The sequence below is a fragment of the Lentilactobacillus rapi DSM 19907 = JCM 15042 genome (assembly GCF_001436255.1).
Lineage (GTDB): Bacteria > Bacillota > Bacilli > Lactobacillales > Lactobacillaceae > Lentilactobacillus > Lentilactobacillus rapi.
Map to the genome: position 1 here is coordinate 194,333 of NZ_AZEI01000076.1, position 18,602 is coordinate 212,934.

At 42.3% G+C, this 18,602-nt stretch carries 17 protein-coding genes; 2 read left to right on the forward strand and 15 right to left on the reverse strand.

What is annotated here, in order from left to right:
* Positions 1–312 precede the first annotated feature (312 nt).
* Entirely contained in the window at positions 313–774 is a 462-nt protein-coding gene (locus FD12_RS09090; RefSeq protein ID WP_054746631.1) for a hypothetical protein, read from the forward strand.
* 268 nt (positions 775–1,042) lie between these two features.
* On the opposite strand, the gene glpK is transcribed toward FD12_RS09090, so the two are convergent.
* Both glpK and FD12_RS09100 read right to left on the reverse strand, forming a co-directional pair.
* The gene (gene glpK / locus FD12_RS09095; protein ID WP_054746630.1) at positions 1,043–2,551 is read right to left on the reverse strand and encodes a glycerol kinase GlpK; all 1,509 of its coding nucleotides are present in this window, start codon (positions 2,549–2,551) and stop codon (positions 1,043–1,045) included.
* Between the two features lie 321 nt (positions 2,552–2,872).
* Positions 2,873–3,061 (reverse strand): 2-hydroxymuconate tautomerase, encoded by a 189-nt coding sequence (locus tag FD12_RS09100; protein WP_054746629.1) that lies wholly within the window; start codon positions 3,059–3,061, stop codon positions 2,873–2,875.
* 157 nt (positions 3,062–3,218) lie between these two features.
* Between FD12_RS09100 and FD12_RS09105 the strand changes: the two genes are divergently transcribed.
* On the forward strand, positions 3,219–4,652 hold the full coding sequence (locus FD12_RS09105) for a C69 family dipeptidase (protein WP_054746628.1): 1,434 nt from the start codon (positions 3,219–3,221) through the stop codon (positions 4,650–4,652).
* A gap of 91 nt (positions 4,653–4,743) precedes the next feature.
* Here the strand turns inward: FD12_RS09105 and FD12_RS09110 are convergent, their stop codons facing one another.
* The 13 genes from FD12_RS09110 to FD12_RS09170 all read right to left on the reverse strand — a co-directional run bounded on the left by FD12_RS09110 (position 4,744) and on the right by FD12_RS09170 (position 18,474).
* Entirely contained in the window at positions 4,744–6,165 is a 1,422-nt protein-coding gene (locus FD12_RS09110) for a C69 family dipeptidase (protein WP_056982763.1), read from the reverse strand.
* A gap of 172 nt (positions 6,166–6,337) precedes the next feature.
* Complete coding sequence (gene topA / locus FD12_RS09115) at positions 6,338–8,455, reverse strand: type I DNA topoisomerase (RefSeq protein WP_056982765.1); 2,118 nt, start codon at positions 8,453–8,455, stop codon at positions 6,338–6,340.
* A 94-nt stretch (positions 8,456–8,549) separates the two neighbouring features.
* Entirely contained in the window at positions 8,550–9,425 is an 876-nt protein-coding gene (dprA, locus tag FD12_RS09120; RefSeq protein WP_054746627.1) for a DNA-processing protein DprA, read from the reverse strand.
* Positions 9,426–9,468: 43 nt separating this feature from the next.
* Entirely contained in the window at positions 9,469–10,230 is a 762-nt protein-coding gene (locus FD12_RS09125) for a ribonuclease HII (RefSeq protein ID WP_056982768.1), read from the reverse strand.
* Complete coding sequence (ylqF, locus tag FD12_RS09130) at positions 10,211–11,089, reverse strand: ribosome biogenesis GTPase YlqF (RefSeq protein ID WP_054746626.1); 879 nt, start codon at positions 11,087–11,089, stop codon at positions 10,211–10,213. Before ylqF ends, FD12_RS09125 begins: the two co-directional genes overlap by 20 nt.
* A gap of 11 nt (positions 11,090–11,100) precedes the next feature.
* The gene (locus tag FD12_RS09135; RefSeq protein WP_054746625.1) at positions 11,101–11,319 is read right to left on the reverse strand and encodes a YozE family protein; all 219 of its coding nucleotides are present in this window, start codon (positions 11,317–11,319) and stop codon (positions 11,101–11,103) included.
* A 13-nt stretch (positions 11,320–11,332) separates the two neighbouring features.
* Positions 11,333–11,941: a YpmS family protein gene (locus FD12_RS09140; RefSeq protein WP_054746624.1), complete on the reverse strand. Its 609-nt coding sequence runs from the start codon at positions 11,939–11,941 to the stop codon at positions 11,333–11,335.
* 9 nt (positions 11,942–11,950) lie between these two features.
* Entirely contained in the window at positions 11,951–12,844 is an 894-nt protein-coding gene (locus FD12_RS09145; protein WP_225427237.1) for a GDSL-type esterase/lipase family protein, read from the reverse strand.
* A 95-nt stretch (positions 12,845–12,939) separates the two neighbouring features.
* A complete protein-coding gene (locus tag FD12_RS09150) occupies positions 12,940–13,788 on the reverse strand; it encodes a DegV family protein (protein ID WP_056982770.1) in 849 nt (282 codons plus the stop codon).
* A 99-nt stretch (positions 13,789–13,887) separates the two neighbouring features.
* Positions 13,888–14,376 carry a dihydrofolate reductase gene (locus FD12_RS09155; RefSeq protein ID WP_054746622.1) on the reverse strand — a complete coding sequence of 163 codons (489 nt, stop codon included), beginning with the start codon at positions 14,374–14,376 and terminating at the stop codon, positions 13,888–13,890.
* 12 nt (positions 14,377–14,388) lie between these two features.
* Entirely contained in the window at positions 14,389–15,339 is a 951-nt protein-coding gene (locus FD12_RS09160) for a thymidylate synthase (protein ID WP_056982771.1), read from the reverse strand.
* Positions 15,340–15,360: 21 nt separating this feature from the next.
* A complete protein-coding gene (locus FD12_RS09165; protein ID WP_056982773.1) occupies positions 15,361–17,268 on the reverse strand; it encodes an ABC-F family ATP-binding cassette domain-containing protein in 1,908 nt (635 codons plus the stop codon).
* Between the two features lie 3 nt (positions 17,269–17,271).
* Entirely contained in the window at positions 17,272–18,474 is a 1,203-nt protein-coding gene (locus FD12_RS09170; RefSeq protein WP_371862790.1) for a CCA tRNA nucleotidyltransferase, read from the reverse strand.
* Between the last annotated feature and the right edge of the window lie 128 nt (positions 18,475–18,602).

Consider the following 18,602-nt stretch of genomic DNA (forward strand, 5'->3'; position numbering starts at 1 on the left):
CGAATAGGCACTTTGAAGCCCTCCACTCAGACCATCGCAGCCAAATCCAGAATATCTGGACAAACCCACTGATACTTTGGAAACTAACGGTTAACAATCCCATTTTTATGAGCTGGTTCATCGGTAAAACTCTATCAATTAATTTACCATTAGATTCCACTAAAAAATTTCTAAGCATATTTATACCCAAAAACGAGTGATGGTTTTATACTTTTGTTGATTGAAAGACCATTGACTAGAAATCAAGTTCAGGTTATTTTTACGTCATAATTTTGAAAGTTTCAAGGAATACCGAGAACTGGAGGGATGGCCATGAATGATTTGCTAAAAATATCAGATTTCGCGTTTATTTACATGCTAATCGGATTATGGTTCGGTGACTTCTTTGCCATGCGTAACATTGGTAAAACATCAAAGTACGTATCTCAATTGCTGAAAAAAGATGCTGCCGGACTTCAGGTTGCACTATCGGGCGCACCTAATTTGTCCCCAGAAACACGTCGACTAGCCACCAAAAAGGTTCGAGTCATTAAGCGTTGGTACTTTTTAGCCAGCAAAACTGGCTCAATGCTTCTTTTATTGGCAATTGAACAATGGCTGCTGTTTACTGCGAGGCAAAATTGGGGATTAGTTGCAATTGAAATTTCCATGTTATTTATCTGTGCGATTATTTTAGCTGCTGATTTGAGAATTAATGTTGTTCGAACAAAACTGGAAGAGATTTTGAAGCCCTATGAAGATAAGTTGTGGTTCGAATATCGACTGAGGAGTTGAACCGGCTGGGATAATCGGCAGCTTAATCTCAGATGTTAACAAAACAAGAAGAAACTGGGATAGGCATTTTGATCTCAGAATTTAACGAAAAGGACTAACTATTCCAAAATCAGGAATAATTGGTCCTTTTCGTTAAATTCTGGGATTAGTCATTTGGCATAACATTAATCCAAAGATTAGTCGCAATCCAAGTTAATGATGGCCGATTGAAATTAACCCATATCCCGGCGCCACACTTTCAGTTCTCAAATCATTAAACGGTTTTCAGTTAATCTTCTTCTGGATGAAACTGGATTGTTGCATTGACAGCTCGCTTCCAGCCTGAATACAGTTGCTTTCGCTTCTTATCATCCATGTCTGGCTTAAATTCGTCTCGAGCCTTGATCGTTTCCTTAATTTCATCAACAGAACTCCAAAAGCCAACGGCCAGGCCAGCCAAATATGCTGCGCCAAGAGCTGTGGTTTCAGCAATTGATGCCCGTTGAATTGGCGTTCCCAAAATATCTGCCTGAAATTGCATGAGGTAGTTATTATTAGCTGCCCCACCATCAACGGCAAGTTCCTTCAAATCAATCCCGGTTTCGCTCACCATTGTATCAACAACATCCCGAGTCTGATATGCTAAGGATTCAAGGGTCGCTCTAATGAATTGATTCTTCGTTGTTCCACGCGTTAAGCCAAATACCGCACCCCGGGCATTCTGATCCCAATAGGGTGCCCCTAAGCCGGTAAAGGCAGGCACAACGTAAACGCCATCGCTCGTTTTAGCATCGACTGCAAGTTGTTCTGACTCTGGGGAGGTTTTGATCATTTCCATCGCATCTCTTAACCACTGAATCGCTGAACCAGCGACAAAGATACTACCTTCAAGGGCGTAATTTACTTTACCGTCAATCCCATAAGCAATTGTCGTTAATAAGCCACGTTTAGAAAGGGTTGGCTCCTCACCGGTGTTCATCACAATAAAAGCACCGGTTCCGTAGGTATTCTTGATCATTCCACGTTGCAATGCCATCTGCCCGAATAACGCAGCTTGCTGATCACCAGCAATTCCGGCAATTGGTACTTGAACCCCTGCAAAAGAGTAACCTGAAGTATAGCCATAAATTTCTGAGGATGAATGAACCTCGGGCAACATACTTGCTGGAATATCAAGTAACTTAAGGATGTCTTGATCCCATTGCAGTGTATGAATGTTGAATAGCATTGTTCGGCTGGCATTCGTATAGTCTGTCGCATGAACTTTACCGCCGGTCAATTTCCAAAGAACCCAAGTATCAATCGTGCCAAATAAAAGGTCACCACTTTCGGCTTTTTGGCGGGCGCCATCAACATTGTCCAAGATCCACTTAATTTTAGTCGCAGAGAAATAAGAATCGATGATTAACCCAGTCTTGTCATGAATCATCTCATCATAACCGTCATTCTTGAGCTGATCAGCTAAACCGGCAGTTTGTTTTGACTGCCACACAATTGCATGATAGATTGGTTCGCCAGTGTTTTTGTCCCAAATAACAGTCGTTTCACGCTGATTGGTCACCCCAATTCCGCGAACTTTGTATGGTGGCACATCTGCATTGATTAAGGCTTCAGAAATGACTGATTGAACCGCATTCCAAATTTCATTGGCGTCATGTTCAACCCAACCAGACTTTGGAAAATACTGATGAAATTCACGCTGCGATTTACCAACGATATCGCCATCATGATTAAAGAGAATCGCCCGGGTACTCGTGGTCCCCTCATCGATTGACATTATGTATTGTTGATCATTCATGTAAAGGTCTCCATTCTTATTATTCCTGCGTTTGTCGTAACTGTAACATCTTAAGTTAGTATACAATATTCTTGATCGACAAACCAACTCGTTTGTAAATTTTAGAAAAGTACAAGAATTAGCTTGGACATTTGGCAGATTACCCGAAAAGTATTGAGATTAAGAATGCCGGCCTTTTGATCCCAGAATTTCAGCAAACGGTTTAGAGGTGCTTCGATCAGTCGAAATTAAAACTTAAGGACAGACAGCAAAAATCCCAAGGTCAAAAATTCCTGCCTTGGGGTCTCATATCTGGATTCTAAACGCTTGGTTTGGCACCTTTTACTTTTGGTCGCTACTCAACACACCACCGACACTATAACGATCTTTTTGCATTTCACTTAAAATAACGTGAACATGTTCAGCTGGCGCACCAGTATTTTTGACAACAGCGGCGGTAACATCTTCGACCAAACCCTTCAATTGAGCTTGAGAACGGCCAGCAATTAAATGAATATCAACAATTGGCATATCGATTCCTCCAAATTTTTAAATTGAAAAAAGTATACCCTATTTTATTTTTGACCGCAATCTAAATTTCACAAGCCAAACAGTCATTTCACCATCTTAACTTGAAAAATGATACAATATATCAGACAGAATTCAGTATTGATAGGAGACATAACTCATGATTCCAACTAAAAATTATTCCGCATGTACCAGTATGATTGTTGGCAAGAATGCCAGTATTGATGGGTCGATCATGATCGCCCGAAATGAAGACAGCAAATCTTCATGGCCGAAGAACTATGTCATTCATCCCCATCAAGAATTTGACACTGAACAGGAATTTTCCTCTAACGATAATGGTTTTAAACTCCCGCTTCCAAAAGTTCGGGCAAAATATTCGGCGACTCCGGAATGGACCGCTAAATTTGGTCTATTTGAAGAAGACGGGATTAATGAATACGGAGTTGCGATGAGCGCCACCGAAAGTACCTACACGAACGACTACGTCCTGGGTGCCGATCCGCTTGAGAAGGACGGAATTGGGGAGGAGGCCATGATTACCGTTGTGCTACCCTACGTCAAAACTGCCCGTGAAGGCGTCAAACGGCTTGGCCGCATCATTGAATATTATGGCACTTCCGAATCTAACGGTATTTTATTTGCTGATAAAGACGAAGCCTGGTATATGGAAACTGGTGGTGGCCACAATTGGGTTGCCGTCAAGATTCCTGACGATTCCTATGCTGTGATCGCAAATCAGACAGCTATTCAATACATTGACTTTCAGGATCCAGAAAATTACCTCTGGTCAACTCATATTCGACAGTTTGTTGAAGATCATCAACTGAATCCAGATCCAACTGGCAGCACGTTCAACTTCCGTCAGATTTTTGGAACGGCCACACTCTCTGATACTTACTACAATACTCCCAGAGTGTGGTATGGGCTCAAGTTATTCTCACCAGATCAACAACATACCCCCGTTGACCAGAATATGCCATTCCTAAATCAAGCCAATCGGAAGCTCAGTGTCTTTGATGTTCAAGACTTTTTAGCGTCTCATTACCAAGGCACCCCCTACGATCCAATTGGTGAAGGATCTGAAGCTGATAAGCACCGTTTCCGACCAATTAGTCTAGCTAAGACCCAGGAAGCCCATATCCTCCAAATTCGGCCTTCTATGCCGACTCCAGCAGCGGGTATCCAATGGTTGGCCATGGGCGTTGCTGCCCAGAGTTCGTTTGTGCCATTTTACGCTGGCGCCACTGACACCCCTAAGCAATATCAAAATGCCACTGGTTCTTATTCCCCTGATCAGGCCTATTGGACTTACAAACTCGCCGGAACGCTTGTAGATCCACATTATGTGAAATTTGGGCCAAAACTGAGTGAGACCCAAAAGCAATTGCGAATTGCATTTCAACAATCAATCCAAGCTGCCGACAAGGTTGTTCGCGGGTTATCCAATGTTGAACAAGCTGACTATCTGACTAAGATTAACTTTGAAAACAGCCAGAAAGGACTGAATGCCTACAACAGCTTAATTTCGGATCTGGTGACCAATGCAACCGATTTATCGCCATTGAACTTTAAACAGGATGTCAATTTATAGACTTAATCTCACAAATAAACTAAACGGGATCGTCAACTCACTGCCTCAAAGCAATGAATTGATGATCCCGTTTTAATTTTCTTAAGCTTCTTTAGTAGTGCTCGCGTGTAAATGCACCACGACTGTTATCACTTGCTCGAGTCACTAATTTGGTTAATAGCTCTTCTGTATCTTTCATGATTCGATCGGCGGTGCGTTCATTTGCCTGACTCAAAGCTTGCATGAGTTCGCCACCCTTTTTACCGCTCACTGCTTTATCCACCTTTGCGATCCGTTGATGCCCATATGCCAATGATTTAAGCTGGAAGTCCTCAACGTCTGCCATCAATTCCTGATAATGATCAGCAACGATTAGCGAAATCAATCGATTTGCCCAATAAGCATTATGGCTATCCAAAGTGGTCGTGGTATCGCGATAACAATCCGGTGTGTCAAGAATATGGGTGTAAAATGGCACGATCGTATTAAACGGATTGCCCGCAAAAGCCAACCATTGAATTGCGGCGTGATCTTCAGCAACATATGGCCGTAACTGTAAAATTGACAGTTCTTGATTCCGATTGAACCCAATTGGTCGGTAGGGATTGGTTTTGTAATCAGCTCCAGGTGCAAATGGATCGTATGGGGTATCTTGATAATGAGAACTCAATACAAATTTAATGTCCTCAATGGTGATTTTTCGATCGGCATAATTGATGAATGGCAATTTGTTACTCATTGGTGACAGATCCTTAACCGATTCAGGATTAAAGTAACGCTGACCGTACCAGGCACGAGGGGTATTGTAATGATGATCAAGCTGGGTATCTGAACCAAAGATCTCTCGGAAGTTAAAGTTACTCGTTAAATTCAAGTGGTATTTCTCAACAAACTTCAGTAAATCCTTAGAAAACATGAAGTTATCAGGGTCGTCAAACTTAACTTCCTGAATTCCAGTTTGATTGGGGGCGATCACGTAGGCATCATCTGGAATCCGTTGGGCAACCCAGTGATGACCACCAGCCGTTTCCATGTACCAAATTTCGTTGACATCTGAGAAAATGATTCCATTTGATTCATAGGTCCCATATTTCTTAAGTAGGCTGCCAACGCGTTCGACACCGTCTCTGGCTGAACTGATGTATGGCAACGTGATCGTCAATAAATCTTCCTCACCCAGGCCGTTCTTAACCAAGGGGTCAGCTCCTAGAACCCGCGAATTTGTGGTAATCGTTTCGGTGGCACTCATTGCAACATTATGGGCATTGACACCTGCTTCACCCCAAACGCCTTCGTCGACCGCAGCATCTGGCACTGACGTGTAGCGAACCGGATTATCGGGCAATTGAATCGAAAATTTGGATAATTTTGAATGATACTCACTTGGTTGGTCTTCGTGATGGATGACAACGAATTTTTTCGGATGAACCGCTTCGCCAGCGTCTTCATTCCTGGCAATTAACGTCGAACCATCATAGCTGGCATTTTTACCAACCAAGATGGTTGTACAACTACTATGTTTTGATGCAAACATGATGAAGCCTCCTTAATAGCTCTCTTGATAATCATCTTACACCTAATTGGATGTAAGCGTATTACTAAAAATGATCAAAAAAGAGGTTGCTATTTTGAACAACCTCATTGGACTTGGATAATATAGTTTGACAATGCATTTCGAGGCCAAATTGGGTCTCTATAGAAACTCCCTACTTTTGAGCAGGTTCTTCATAGTCACCATTTGGGCAGACAACTTGAGTGCCGCCCTTGACCTTCTTCTCGACTAAGAAGTGCCCATCCTTTGGACAATCTCGGCCAACTGGTTTATCCCAAGAAACAAAATCACAATCTGGGAATCGGGAACAGCCATAGAAAATTCGATGACGTTTAGATTTCCGCTCAATGACCTGGCCTTCGTGACACTTTGGACAGATCACGCCGATTTCTTTAACAATTGCTTTCGTGTTTCGACAGTCCGGGAATCGGGAACAGGCATAAAACTTACCGTAACGGCCCATTTTGATCACCATTGGGGCGCCACAGATTTCACAGTTAAAGCCGGCTGGTTCATCTTTAATCTGAACTTTTTCCATATTCTTTGTGGCTGATTCGACCTCGGTTGAAAATGGTCGGTAGAATTTATCAACTAACTTAATCCAGTTTTCCTTGCCCTCTTCAACTTGGTCAAGCTTACCTTCTAAATTGGCAGTAAAGTCAATGTTAACAATATCTGGGAAATATTCCACGATAATCTTGTTAACAATCTCGCCTAATTCAGTCGGTTCAAATCTTCTGCCAACTTCTTTAACATAATAACGTCGTTGAATCGTATCAATGGTTGGTGAGTAAGTTGATGGCCGACCAACGCCCTTTTCTTCGAGGGCTTTGATCAAGTTCGCTTCACTATACCTTGCAGGTGGCTGAGTAAAATGCTGATCAGGATTGCTGTTAACCAGTTTGACTTGATCACCCGTTTCCAAATCTGGTAAAAGATTATCCTTTTCTTTGCCATCGCCGTAAACCTTCAAGAAACCATCAAACTTCATCTTTGAACCGTTAGCTTTAAAAGTAACCCCATTTTGTTCAATAGTGACAGCCATTGTATCCATAATTGCCGGTGTCATTTGGCTAGCCATGAAGCGAGACCAGATAAGTTGGTACAATCTAAACTGATCTTTAGTTAGGTATTTTTTCAAGCTGGCAGGCGTTCTGAAAACTGAAGTGGGACGAATTGCCTCATGGGCATCTTGAGCACCTTCAGGTAGCTTGCCCTTGATTGGCTTGGTAGCAGCATACTCCGCTCCGTACTTCTCATGCAGGAAAGTAGAAGCTTCATGCTTGGCAATGATCGAAATTCGAGTTGAATCCGTCCGCATATAGGTAATAAGGCCCTGGCTGCCTTCTTTACCAATATTAATGCCTTCATACAACTGCTGAGCCGCCATCATCGTTTTACGAGTTCGGTAATTCAACTTCCGGTTAGCTTCTTGTTGCATTGTACTTGTGGTAAATGGCGGTTGCGGTTGACGCTTGCGTTCACGACGGGTCACTTTGGTAATATCAAAGTCACCTTTTGGATCAAGGCGCTTCATCACGTCTTGAACCGCGTCATTATTAGGCAAATCATGCTTTTTACCGTTCAGGCCATAAAAACTCGCCTTGAACTTTTTACTCCGCCCCTTTTTAAATTCAGAGTCAATTGACCAGTACTCTTCAGGGGTGAAGTTTTTAATTTCATTTTCCCGTTGAATGATTAACCAAAGCGCAATTGACTGAACCCGGCCGGCACTTAAGCCCTTCTTTACCTTTTGCCACAATAACGGTGAAATAGAGTAACCAACTAGTCGATCGAGTACTCGACGAGCTTGCTGGGCATCAACCAAATTCATGTCAATGTTGCGGGGATGCTTAAAGGATTCCTTCACGGCATCTTTGGTAATTTCATTAAACACAACCCGATTGTCTTCTTTCGGGTCCAAATCTAGGATGTGTGACAAATGCCACGCAATCGATTCACCTTCACGATCCGGATCGGCTGCCAGGTAGACTTTTTTTGCCTTCTTTGCAGCAGAACGTAACTCTTTAATCGTGTCGCCTTTTCCTCGAATCGAAATATAATGGGGTTCATAGTCGTGATCAATATCGACACCCATTTTACTCTTGGGTAAATCACGAACGTGACCCTTACTGGCAACAACTTTGTAAGAACGGCCAAGATATTTTTCAATCGTCTTGGCTTTCGCAGGAGATTCAACAATCACCAAGGTCTTTTTAGGGGACCTTCGTTTTGCTTTACTCTTGGCTTTAGGTTTCGTTGTAGTAGCCATGTGTTCTCCTTTCAACATTACTTCTTATTTATTAGTTAAGCGTTTAAATTATCTGCACAAATCTACCATATCATATTGCAAGTGTTTTTGAGTGTCAACTAATGAATTCTTCCAAGATATCATCAGCACACAGAATTGGATTGGCCCCAGCCGCAATTAATTCATTAGTTCCAACCGACAATCTACTATTGATCGGTCCGGGAACTGCGAGAACATTTCGATTATTTTGCAACGCTAAATTGGCTGTGATCAGACTGCCAGAATGATGCTTAGCCTCAGTCACGAGGACACTTTGCACCAGTCCGGCAATGATACGATTGCGCTCGGGAAAATGGTTTCGAAAGCCACGAGTTTGATTAGGATATTCACTTAGCAGTAAATGGTCCCGGGCAATTTGCTCTTGTAAATATTTGTTTGCACTTGGATAAGCAATGTCCAATCCAGTTCCAATAACCGCAATCGTGCGGCCTTGGTTTGCAATTGCACATTGGTGAGCAAGTTTATCAACACCCTTGGCGAGCCCTGACACAATTGTCATTTTATTTGAAATCTTACCAGGAATCAACTGTTTTAAGACTTCAGTCGAGTAATGGGTGGCCTCTCTGGCACCCACAATTCCTAATAACTCGCCATTAATCAATTCAAGGTGACCACGATAAAATAGCACAATTGGTGCACTGTAAGCTTCTCTGAGAATTTCAGGGTAACTCGGATCGCAAATTGCCAACCAGTTTTCGCCGTCAACTAACTGATCGACCAGTTGATCATCCGTCATCATTTGTTGATAGCTGGCGCAAAAAGCTGCAATATTTCGATCTTGAATCCCTGCAATGGCCAGTAAATGGTCAACAACTGGCAGATGCTGGTCATCCCATATTTCTTGAGAAAGCCACTCATAAACCTTTGCCTTACCCACAATTCCAATTCCCTTACACAAATGAAGTCGTAATAAATAATCCCTTAACAGCATCTAAATTCTCCCCTTTTAAGAATAAATACGTAAAAGGGAGTCATTATTTCGAATTTTTTTGAACTGGTGAAAAAGTCATTCGGTGGATGGGGGTTGGACCAAATTTTTTAAGGGCCGCCAAATGTTTAGCGGTTCCGTAACCAGCATTATGTTCGAAGTCATATTCCGGATACTGTTTGGCAAATTGTGCCATTAACTCATCCCGATAAACTTTAGCCACAATGCTTGCAGCAGAAACACTAATACTTTTTGCATCCCCCTTAATCAATCTGGTTTGATGAATTGGCACGGCAATCTGCATGGCATCAACGATAATTTCGTTGGGCTGCGGATTAAGTTGGTTAACCGCCTGCTTCATTGCCACTCGAGTCGCTTCATAAATATTCATCTGATCGATTCCAATATTATCAACAACCCCAATCCCGATGCTTAATGCTTCTCGGCAAATCAGCGGTGCCAATTTTTCTCGCATAACAGGAGAAAGCTGTTTGGAATCATTGACCGCAATGAGATCGAAATCATGCGGGAGAATGGCTGCGCAGGCGACCACTGGTCCAGCAAGTGGGCCGCGGCCGACTTCATCGACACCGGCAACATATTCAACCCCACGCTGCCAGAACTGGTGCTCATAGCGAAACCGTTGATGAAAAGCGGCCAAGTGCTCCTGTTGGCGGGCCAGCCTTTTTTGGGTGCTTTGAACGGCTTGTTGAACGCCTTTCCTTGGGTCAGTCATGAATTGGGCAATTCGTTGGTCATCAGGATTCGTGATCGCCGCCAGTAATGTTTTAATTTCTGTGATCGTCATTGTTTTCTGTTGCCACCATTTCTGGAGTATCCAATGTATAAGGGCCAACTTTACCAGACCGGATATCTTGAATGATCCGATTGGAAGCTCGTTCATAATCATCGCGCATGCCAATTTTAGCCGTAATCTTCAATAGCAAATCAACATCAGACAACTGCAAGTCCTCATCATTTAAGTGATACCGTTGTTGGAGTTGGTCAGGTTGTGAAACCCGGAACAGTTTTAAGGCAAACAACGCAATATCATCACTATGAAAAACGCTGTCCTTAATAGCGCCAGTTAGGGCCAGCTTATTGGCAACTTCTTGACTAGAAAATTTTGGCCACAAAATCCCTGGTGTATCCAAGAGTTCTAACTTATTGCCAGATTTCAACCATTGTTGCCCTTTGGTAACGCCAGGACGATTCCCGACTTGAGCTGCCCGGCGATTGACTAATCGATTTAAAACAGTTGATTTGCCGACATTTGGAACGCCGACACTGATCGCCCGGATTGGCCGCTTTTTCATGCCCTTATCCTGCTCTCGCTGTAATTTATCTCTTAAAATCGGTGAGATGACTGAAATAACATTATTAATCCCAAATTGCGTTTTAGCATCAATCGCAATTGCTGGTTGGTCGTTATCTTTGAAATACTTCAACCACCTGGCCGTCATTTCAGGCTCAGCAAGATCTCGCTTTGTCATAATGAACAAGTGCGGCTTATCAGCGCTGATCCGTTTAATTTCGGGATTTTGTGATGAATAAGGAATCCGGGCATCAAGAATTTCAAACACAATGTCGACTAATGAAAGATTCTCTTCAAACTGGCGAATTGCTTTTGCCATATGTCCAGGGAACCATTGAATTGTTATTGCCATATTTTCACTTCCTACATGCTTTCTTCATACATTTTCCAAACCTCATCAAATATTTCCATATTGGGTAAATACGACGCATTTTCTTCCAAATATTTTGAAAGTGAATCAAATTCATCCAGTTGTTTGGGAAACGACTGATCGAAAAAGGCGTTATTGGCAAATTCCGCGATTGGATCTGTACTACCTGGATTGCGCTGAGTCATCAAAAACTGGTAAAAGGTTTTGTTCAAAATTCAATACTCCTTACTGTTTTGGCAAAATAATTTTAAATACAAATTTTCCTTTGCCCTTCATATCAATTGTTTGGGCACTATAGTTGAGGCCATGCTTGGTCATATGATTGATGTCCAGTCGAATGAGCTTCTTTTTAGGCACCAATTGAACCCATTTGGGCAGTTCGTAAGCATTTTTAACGTATGTCAAAACAAAGCTGATGGGAACCGGAAATCGACCTAACGCTAATTTAGTGGCATGCAATTCAACATTGCCGTTTGAGAGAACCTTTGGGGTAAAGAAAACCGTAAAGTCAACCGCACTTCCCAAGAGCTTCATTGACCCGTATACGATCCCTTGGTCAGCCACTTCAAAATGATACTTGGCATTATCACTGCCATCTTGAAGCTTGTCAAGATAATAATCTGATAAGGTGTTCAACTGGTCCTTGTTAAGTTGCACTGAAATCGGCGTCGTTCCGGTATTTTTGGCTTCATTATTAAACGTATTGTCAGCCTTGGACGGCATGTGAACAATCACCATCAGGGCAACAGCTGCCAAGACAATGAGTCCGGTAAGTGATATAAAGGCAACTTTCCACGGATTTCGCCGTTTATTCTTGGTTCTAGATTTCTGCATAAAAATTAATCATCCCTTCGCCCAGTCTGTATGGTCAACCAGTTGTTTATATAGCAAATTGGTCATGATTCGGTAACCCTTCGTATTTGGATGGAAATGATCATCCGTTGACAAGTAAGCATTCGATTGTGCTGTTTGCCCGCTTAATAATGCCTCAATTTGTGTCGCGTCATAGTGGCCGTTTCCAATCACATGAGCTCGTTTTCGTAATCGTTCACGGGATTGAACCGTTTTAAACTGGCCATCAGACATCCGCTTATTGATTGGAATGAAGTAAATCCGTGATTGATGATTAACGACAGCTTGGGTTGCGGAATTATTTTGGGCAACGGCTCGGCTGATGAAGGAAACTTGAGGGAAATAGACGTACACCGGATTATAGATTCCAAAGACAAAGATTGGTGAGTGCGGGTTAAGCTGGCGAATATGATTAAATAGTCGCGTAACCCGCTTACTGTATGTGGCTCGGTAATGAGCGAGCTTTGAATCAAGTTTATGGTCACTGGGATCGGTCACATTTTGTTTTAAAAAGTGCAGCAGATCGTTCCCACCGGTTGTCACTGTGATCACATCTGCATGGCTTAAACTCGTTCGCAATTTTTTTGAAGTCATGACGCGATGATCAATTTGATCGGTTGTTTCCCCGGATATGCCAAAATTAGCGCTGGACATGTGAACGTGAGGATTATTCCGATTCACTTTGTTTGTGATCATGTACGTATACCCACCACGGTTATTTGGATCGCCAACCCCTTGGGTCAGTGAATCGCCAACTGCCGTTAATTTAACCTGCTTTGGCGGTCGGTTCTGGTATTGATTGTATGCCACATAACCGACAGCTGCCACAACAATGACCGCAATGATCATGAGCAAGTACCTCAGTTTATGACTTCTTTTTTTCACCAACGGGCACCCCCTGTCGTCAAAGTACTGACAATATAAAAGAGAGCATCGACATCACATTCTCGTCTCAGCCCTTCTCGCATAACGAAGCTATTTTAATCTGGATCACTATAATAAATCAAGGCAAATCCACCTTGGCCAACATGGGTCGCAATAATTGGAGAAGTCGTTCGGTAAAATAACGGCACATTAGGAAAGAGTTCTTTTAATTGTTGAACCGTTTCCCGTAACACATCGGTTTCGGTTACATAAGAAATTCCGATCATTTGAAGTGCCTTGGTATTCTTCATTTCATCGAGAACTTTGCCAAAGAATTTTCGAAGTGACTTATCACCCCGTCCCTTTGAAATAACCTTCAATTTGCCATCAGCAACTTCTAGTCCTAATTTTAAATTTAAGAAATTGGTAATTGCTCCAGCAATCGGGTGAAGCCGGCCACCTTTGACAATATTGTCAAGCGTCATTACACAAAGATAAAGTTTGGTATTATCCCGAACTTTGTTAATTTGCTTTACGATTGTATCACGGTCGGCCCCTTCTTGGGCAAGCTTAGCAGCTTCAAGAACTTGAAAGCTCAAGCCCCGATCAGTAAAAGTACTGTCAACGACCGTTACATCACTCTTGCTCAACGTTGCAGCCTGTTCTGCAGCGTGGACCGTTCCGCTGATGGCCTCCAGCATATCAATACAAAGAACTTGGCTGCCGTCTTTTCCAGCCTCGTCAAACGCTTCAATGAACTTACCAACAGGCGGTTGACTGGTCTTGGGAAGATCCTTGGCTGCCATCATTTTAGGAACAAACTGTTCATTGTTGATTGTGTCACGTTCAACATAGACCGTGCCATCGATCATGACTGTTAGGGGAACAATTGTAATATCATATTGTTTAACTTCCTCATCGGATAATTGAGCAGATGAGTCCGTCACAATTTTTACTTTTGCCATTTACGCCACTCGTTTCTTTACAAAATTGATAATCGTTTTGTTACTCAAAGACAATTATATCAAAGTTTTTTGTTAACTTACATGATCATTTTTGTTCAATTAAGCTTTTCGATCATAAACTTCGAACGTGTGTGGAAACGGATTCTTTTCATTCACAATGCCATCGACTGACTTGGCTAGCTTGAAGTCCGTGTAATTAATTTCAGGCATGTAGGTATCTCCCGTAAAGGAATGGTCAATCTTGGTTCGATATAATCGATCAACTTTGTCTAATAATTGAGAAAAAATATTGGCGCCACCGGTCACAAAATAATTCTCATTTGGATTTTGATCAATCATTTCACATAACTCAGAAATTGAGGAAATCACCAAAACCCCCGCTGGAAAATCAGTTTTTCGAGAGACAACGATGTTTTGTCGTCCTGGCAGCGGTCGATTGTAACTCCGAAACGTATTGGCACCTGAAATGATCGGGTGCCCCATCGTTGTATTCTTAAAATATTTCATATCGTCAGCCAAATGCCAAGGGAGCCCACCTTTGGTACCAATCAAACCGTTGGCATCTTCTGCCCAAATATAAGAAATCATTGATTGAGCCTCCTAAACGGCCACTGGCGCTTTAATTTTGGGATATGGATCATAGTTCTTAACTTTAATATCGCTCATTGTGAAATCGTCAAGATGTTTTTTCTCCGGATTTAACCATAATTGTGGGGCATCATGTGGTTTCCGGGTTAATTGTTCCTTTACCTGTTCAATGTGGTTGGAATAAATATGGGCATCTCCAAGCGTATGAACAAAATCACCAACTTCCAGACCACATTCGCGAGCGATTAAGGACGTTAAAAGCGCGTAACTGGCAATATTAAACGGGACCCCAATAAAGATATCGCCTGAACGCTGGTAAAGCTGACAGCTTAATTTGCCATCAACGACATAAAACTGGAACATTGTATGACAAGGGGGTAAAGCCATTGAAGGCACGTCCTCTGGATTCCAGGCGGAAACAATCATTCTTCTGGAATCAGGATGATTCTTGATCAAATCAATCACGTTTTGAATTTGATCAATGGTTTGGCCCTTCGAAGTCTTCCAAGCACGCCATTGACTCCCATAAATCAAGCCAAGATCGCCGTATTTGTTGGCAAAGTCTTCATCGTCAAGAATTTTTTGACAAAACAAATTCATCTGTTCCTTATATACTTTGTTAAATTCAGGATCCTTGAGGGCCCGATGAGAGAAGTCGGTCATGTCTGGGCCTTGATAATCAGCAGATTGAACGTAGTTTTGAAATGGCCATTCATCCCAAATATGATTCTTGTGTTGTAATAAGAACCGAATATTTGTGCCACCCTTTAAGAACCATAACAGTTCACTCTTAATTAAGCCGAATGGCACTTTTTTTGTGGTCAGTAACGGGAATCCCTCAGAAAGATCAAAACGCATTTGGTACCCAAAAGTACTCAAAGTACCTGTGTGGGTTCGATCGGATTTTTTGTGACCATTTTCCAAAACATACTTTTCGAGGTTCAGATAGGCATCTTCTAACATGATAATTCTCCTTTTAAATGGTTATTCAGCATATTCACTCAGGTATTCCCAACGTTTGATCTTTTGATCGATTTCTGCTTCTAATTTATCCTTTTGCGCTTGCAAATCGGCAAGCTTGTCGTAATCACTGCCGTTGGACTGCATCTGCTTTTCGATCTCAGACTGTTGGCCTTCCAGAGTATCAATATCCTTCTCAATATGACCGTACTCGAGTTGTTCAGCATACGTTAATTTTTTCTTTTTGTCGTTATCACCGGAATTCTCAGCGGAATCCGGCGCTTTTTCTTTAACCGAAACAGATTTAGCTTGACTGGTTTCTTTTTTTACGGACTGGCGTTTGTGAGCTAAATAATCCGTAAACCGGCCACGATGTTCTTCAATGACGCCATCACCATCAAATATCAATAATCGATCGGCTACTTTATCCAAGAAATAACGGTCGTGAGAAACGGTAATGACCGTTCCTTGAAATTTAGAAATATAGTCTTCCAGCACGGTCAGAGTTGCGATGTCCAAATCATTGGTTGGCTCATCCAACAACAAAACATTTGGTTGCTGCATCAATAATTTCAGCAGGTAAAGACGCCGCTTTTCACCACCGGATAATTTCCGAATCAGCGTCCCATGCATAAATCTTGGAAATAAAAATTGCTCCAAAAGTTCAGTCACACTGATTTTTTGGCCATTCTTGTCAGTGACTTGCTGACCAATTTCATTTAAGTAGCTAATCACCCGCTTATCTTCTGGAATCGGTTCCGTTAACTGGGTATAATACGCCATTTTAACCGTTTCGCCAATCTTTATGATGCCCGAATCCAGTTTCAGTCGCCCGGCAATGACATTCAGTAAACTGGTCTTCCCAGCGCCGTTCTCACCGCTGATTCCGATCCGTTCGTTGGGCTGAACCAGGATATTAAAGTCCTTCAGGATGGTTTGACCGCCAATACTCAAGTTGGCATCCTTCATCTTGATAACTTCCTTACCCAGTCGAGTTTGGCCAAGGGAAATATCAACGTCCTGATCAAGCTTAAGCGTATTCACATTTTCCTTGAGATCATTAAACCGATTAATTCGAGCTTGTTGTTTGGTAGAACGGGCTTTCGCACCGGTCTTCATCCAAGCTAATTCTGACTTATAAAGCTGCTGGGTTTTATGTTGAGCGTCAATTTCTCCCTGTACCCGCGTGGCTTTTTGAGCAACATAATCTTGATAGTTACCCTCGTATTCATAGAGCTTACCAAATGACAGTTCCCAAATTTTGTTCGCAACCTGATCCAGAAAATATCGATCATGGGTCACAACAATCAAGGAGCCTTTATAACCAGCCAAGTAGTTTTGCAACCAGTCAATGGAGTCAAAGTCCAAATGGTTAGTCGGTTCATCCAGCAACAGAAGATCGGGCGATTGAATCAACACCTGAGCCAACCCGACACGACGGCGCTGGCCACCGGAAAGTTCACCAACTTTTTGGTTATAATCATCGATTTTTAACTGAGTCAAAATCGTTTTAACATCACTTTGAGCGTTCCAAGCATCTTCTTCATTCATTCGAGCTTCAGCCTTGGTATAACGCTTTTCTGCTGCTTCATCTTCTGGATGGGCAGAGTATTCTTTCAACGTATTTTCATAATTTCTGATTGTTTGGTAAACCTTCTGTGAACCCGAAAAAACGGCATCCATTATTGATAAATTGTCATCAAGTTCGGGATCCTGGGTCAAATAGCCGATCGTATACGACTTGGAAGTAATGATATCGCCAGTCGAATCATGATCCATTCCAGAAATTGCATTCAAAAGCGATGTTTTGCCACTTCCGTTTGTTCCAATCAACCCGATTCGATCATGTTCATTGATCATAAAACTGAGATTATCAAAAAGCGTTTTTTCACCATACGTTTTGGTTAATCCTTCAACCCGCATTGTTTCCATTAATTAATCATCCTCGTTTATAAAACTTTTTGTCGCACTGATGAGCGCTGGTTGGGTGTTGGCCACCTTAGCGTCAACCACAGCTTTTTCTAAATAACTTAACGTTTCACCTAATTGTGGGCTGGGTTGTAAAATCCCATCCTTAATGAGTTGGCCGCCGGTAATTTTAAGCTGTTTTTTGTCCGTGATTGGTAAGTGGTCATAATCAGCCACATACCCGGAGAAATCACTGGTCGAAATGGCATTCAAAATAGTCACAGCGTTTTCAACATTTTCCCTGCCAGCTCGGTATAAATCCCAGTTGGACAGTTCATTCGAACTCATTCTAAAAAGTAATTCAGTCGTTAGTATAACATCATTGATCACTTTATTGGCAGTCTTCCACTTTTTCAAAAATGTGCGGATCGCTTCGGCTGAGAAGTTGAAATAAAAGGCGAGTAATGACCAAACCTGAGGCTCATTAGTCAGTCGAAAATGGCTGTTAACGATCGTTTGTAATTGAGCCAGCCAGTTGCCTAATTCGGGCATATATTTGTAAAGGTTTGTCTCAATAGCCAAGTTCAAGCCATTTTGGGCATCCACCCCCATCATCATTTTGACAAACTCGGAATGGGTTCGCTCCACCGCAATTTTTGCCAGTAACTGACTATGACATTTGATGCCGGCGAGGGTTTTTGCTTCGATTTTAAAGTCTAGCTGGCTGGCAAATCGGATCGCTCGCATCATCCTCAAGGCATCCTCATTAAAGCGCTCGTTGGGATCACCCACCGCGCGGATAATTTTAGCGTCCATATCAGCCAAGCCACCGAATAAATCAGTGATCTGTCCGCTCTCACTCATCGCAAGCGCATTGATTGTAAAATCTCGGCGTTTAAGGTCTTCTTTTAGCGACCTCACGAAGTTCACTTCATCCGGTCGACGATAATCTTGATAGCCCGATTCAGTCCGAAAAGTCGTCACTTCGTAGCCGTTTCCGTGATCAAGAATCATCACCGTTCCGTGTTCAATTCCAGTATCAACTGTTCGCTTGAATAAGCTCTTAACCTCGCTGGGATAAGCACTAGTGGCAATATCGACATCATGAATTGGTCGATGCAAGAGTGTATCTCTAACAGAACCACCAACAAAATAAGCCTCATAACCTGCGGCTTCAATCTTTCTTAGGATTGGTAATGCCTCTTGAAATTCAGTTGGAATTTTATCCATTTTCACGCTAATCGCCATCCAATTTCTTTTTACTCCTCCAACAATTTTAACAGAATTAGGGCCAGAATAAAAAAGAATGTCGCAAAGATTGCCATTTGGCAACGAAACTTGCTATGATTAGTCGGTGA

Excerpts from the sequence above, each read along its gene's own strand:
- FD12_RS09150 (WP_056982770.1), bottom strand. The coding sequence starts at position 13,788 with ATGGCAAAAGTAAAAATTGTGACGGACTCATCTGCTCAATTATCCGAT.
- dprA (WP_054746627.1), bottom strand. The coding sequence starts at position 9,425 with ATGCTGTTAAGGGATTATTTATTACGACTTCATTTGTGTAAGGGAATT.
- FD12_RS09160 (WP_056982771.1), bottom strand. The coding sequence starts at position 15,339 with ATGTTAGAAGATGCCTATCTGAACCTCGAAAAGTATGTTTTGGAAAAT.
- FD12_RS09105 (WP_054746628.1), top strand. The coding sequence starts at position 3,219 with ATGATTCCAACTAAAAATTATTCCGCATGTACCAGTATGATTGTTGGC.
- FD12_RS09165 (WP_056982773.1), bottom strand. The coding sequence starts at position 17,268 with ATGGAAACAATGCGGGTTGAAGGATTAACCAAAACGTATGGTGAAAAA.
- topA (WP_056982765.1), bottom strand. The coding sequence starts at position 8,455 with ATGGCTACTACAACGAAACCTAAAGCCAAGAGTAAAGCAAAACGAAGG.
- glpK (WP_054746630.1), bottom strand. The coding sequence starts at position 2,551 with ATGAATGATCAACAATACATAATGTCAATCGATGAGGGGACCACGAGT.
- FD12_RS09125 (WP_056982768.1), bottom strand. The coding sequence starts at position 10,230 with ATGACGATCACAGAAATTAAAACATTACTGGCGGCGATCACGAATCCT.
- FD12_RS09090 (WP_054746631.1), top strand. The coding sequence starts at position 313 with ATGAATGATTTGCTAAAAATATCAGATTTCGCGTTTATTTACATGCTA.
- FD12_RS09110 (WP_056982763.1), bottom strand. The coding sequence starts at position 6,165 with ATGTTTGCATCAAAACATAGTAGTTGTACAACCATCTTGGTTGGTAAA.
- ylqF (WP_054746626.1), bottom strand. The coding sequence starts at position 11,089 with ATGGCAATAACAATTCAATGGTTCCCTGGACATATGGCAAAAGCAATT.
- FD12_RS09170 (WP_371862790.1), bottom strand. The coding sequence starts at position 18,474 with ATGGATAAAATTCCAACTGAATTTCAAGAGGCATTACCAATCCTAAGA.
- FD12_RS09100 (WP_054746629.1), bottom strand. The coding sequence starts at position 3,061 with ATGCCAATTGTTGATATTCATTTAATTGCTGGCCGTTCTCAAGCTCAA.
- FD12_RS09140 (WP_054746624.1), bottom strand. The coding sequence starts at position 11,941 with ATGCAGAAATCTAGAACCAAGAATAAACGGCGAAATCCGTGGAAAGTT.
- FD12_RS09155 (WP_054746622.1), bottom strand. The coding sequence starts at position 14,376 with ATGATTTCTTATATTTGGGCAGAAGATGCCAACGGTTTGATTGGTACC.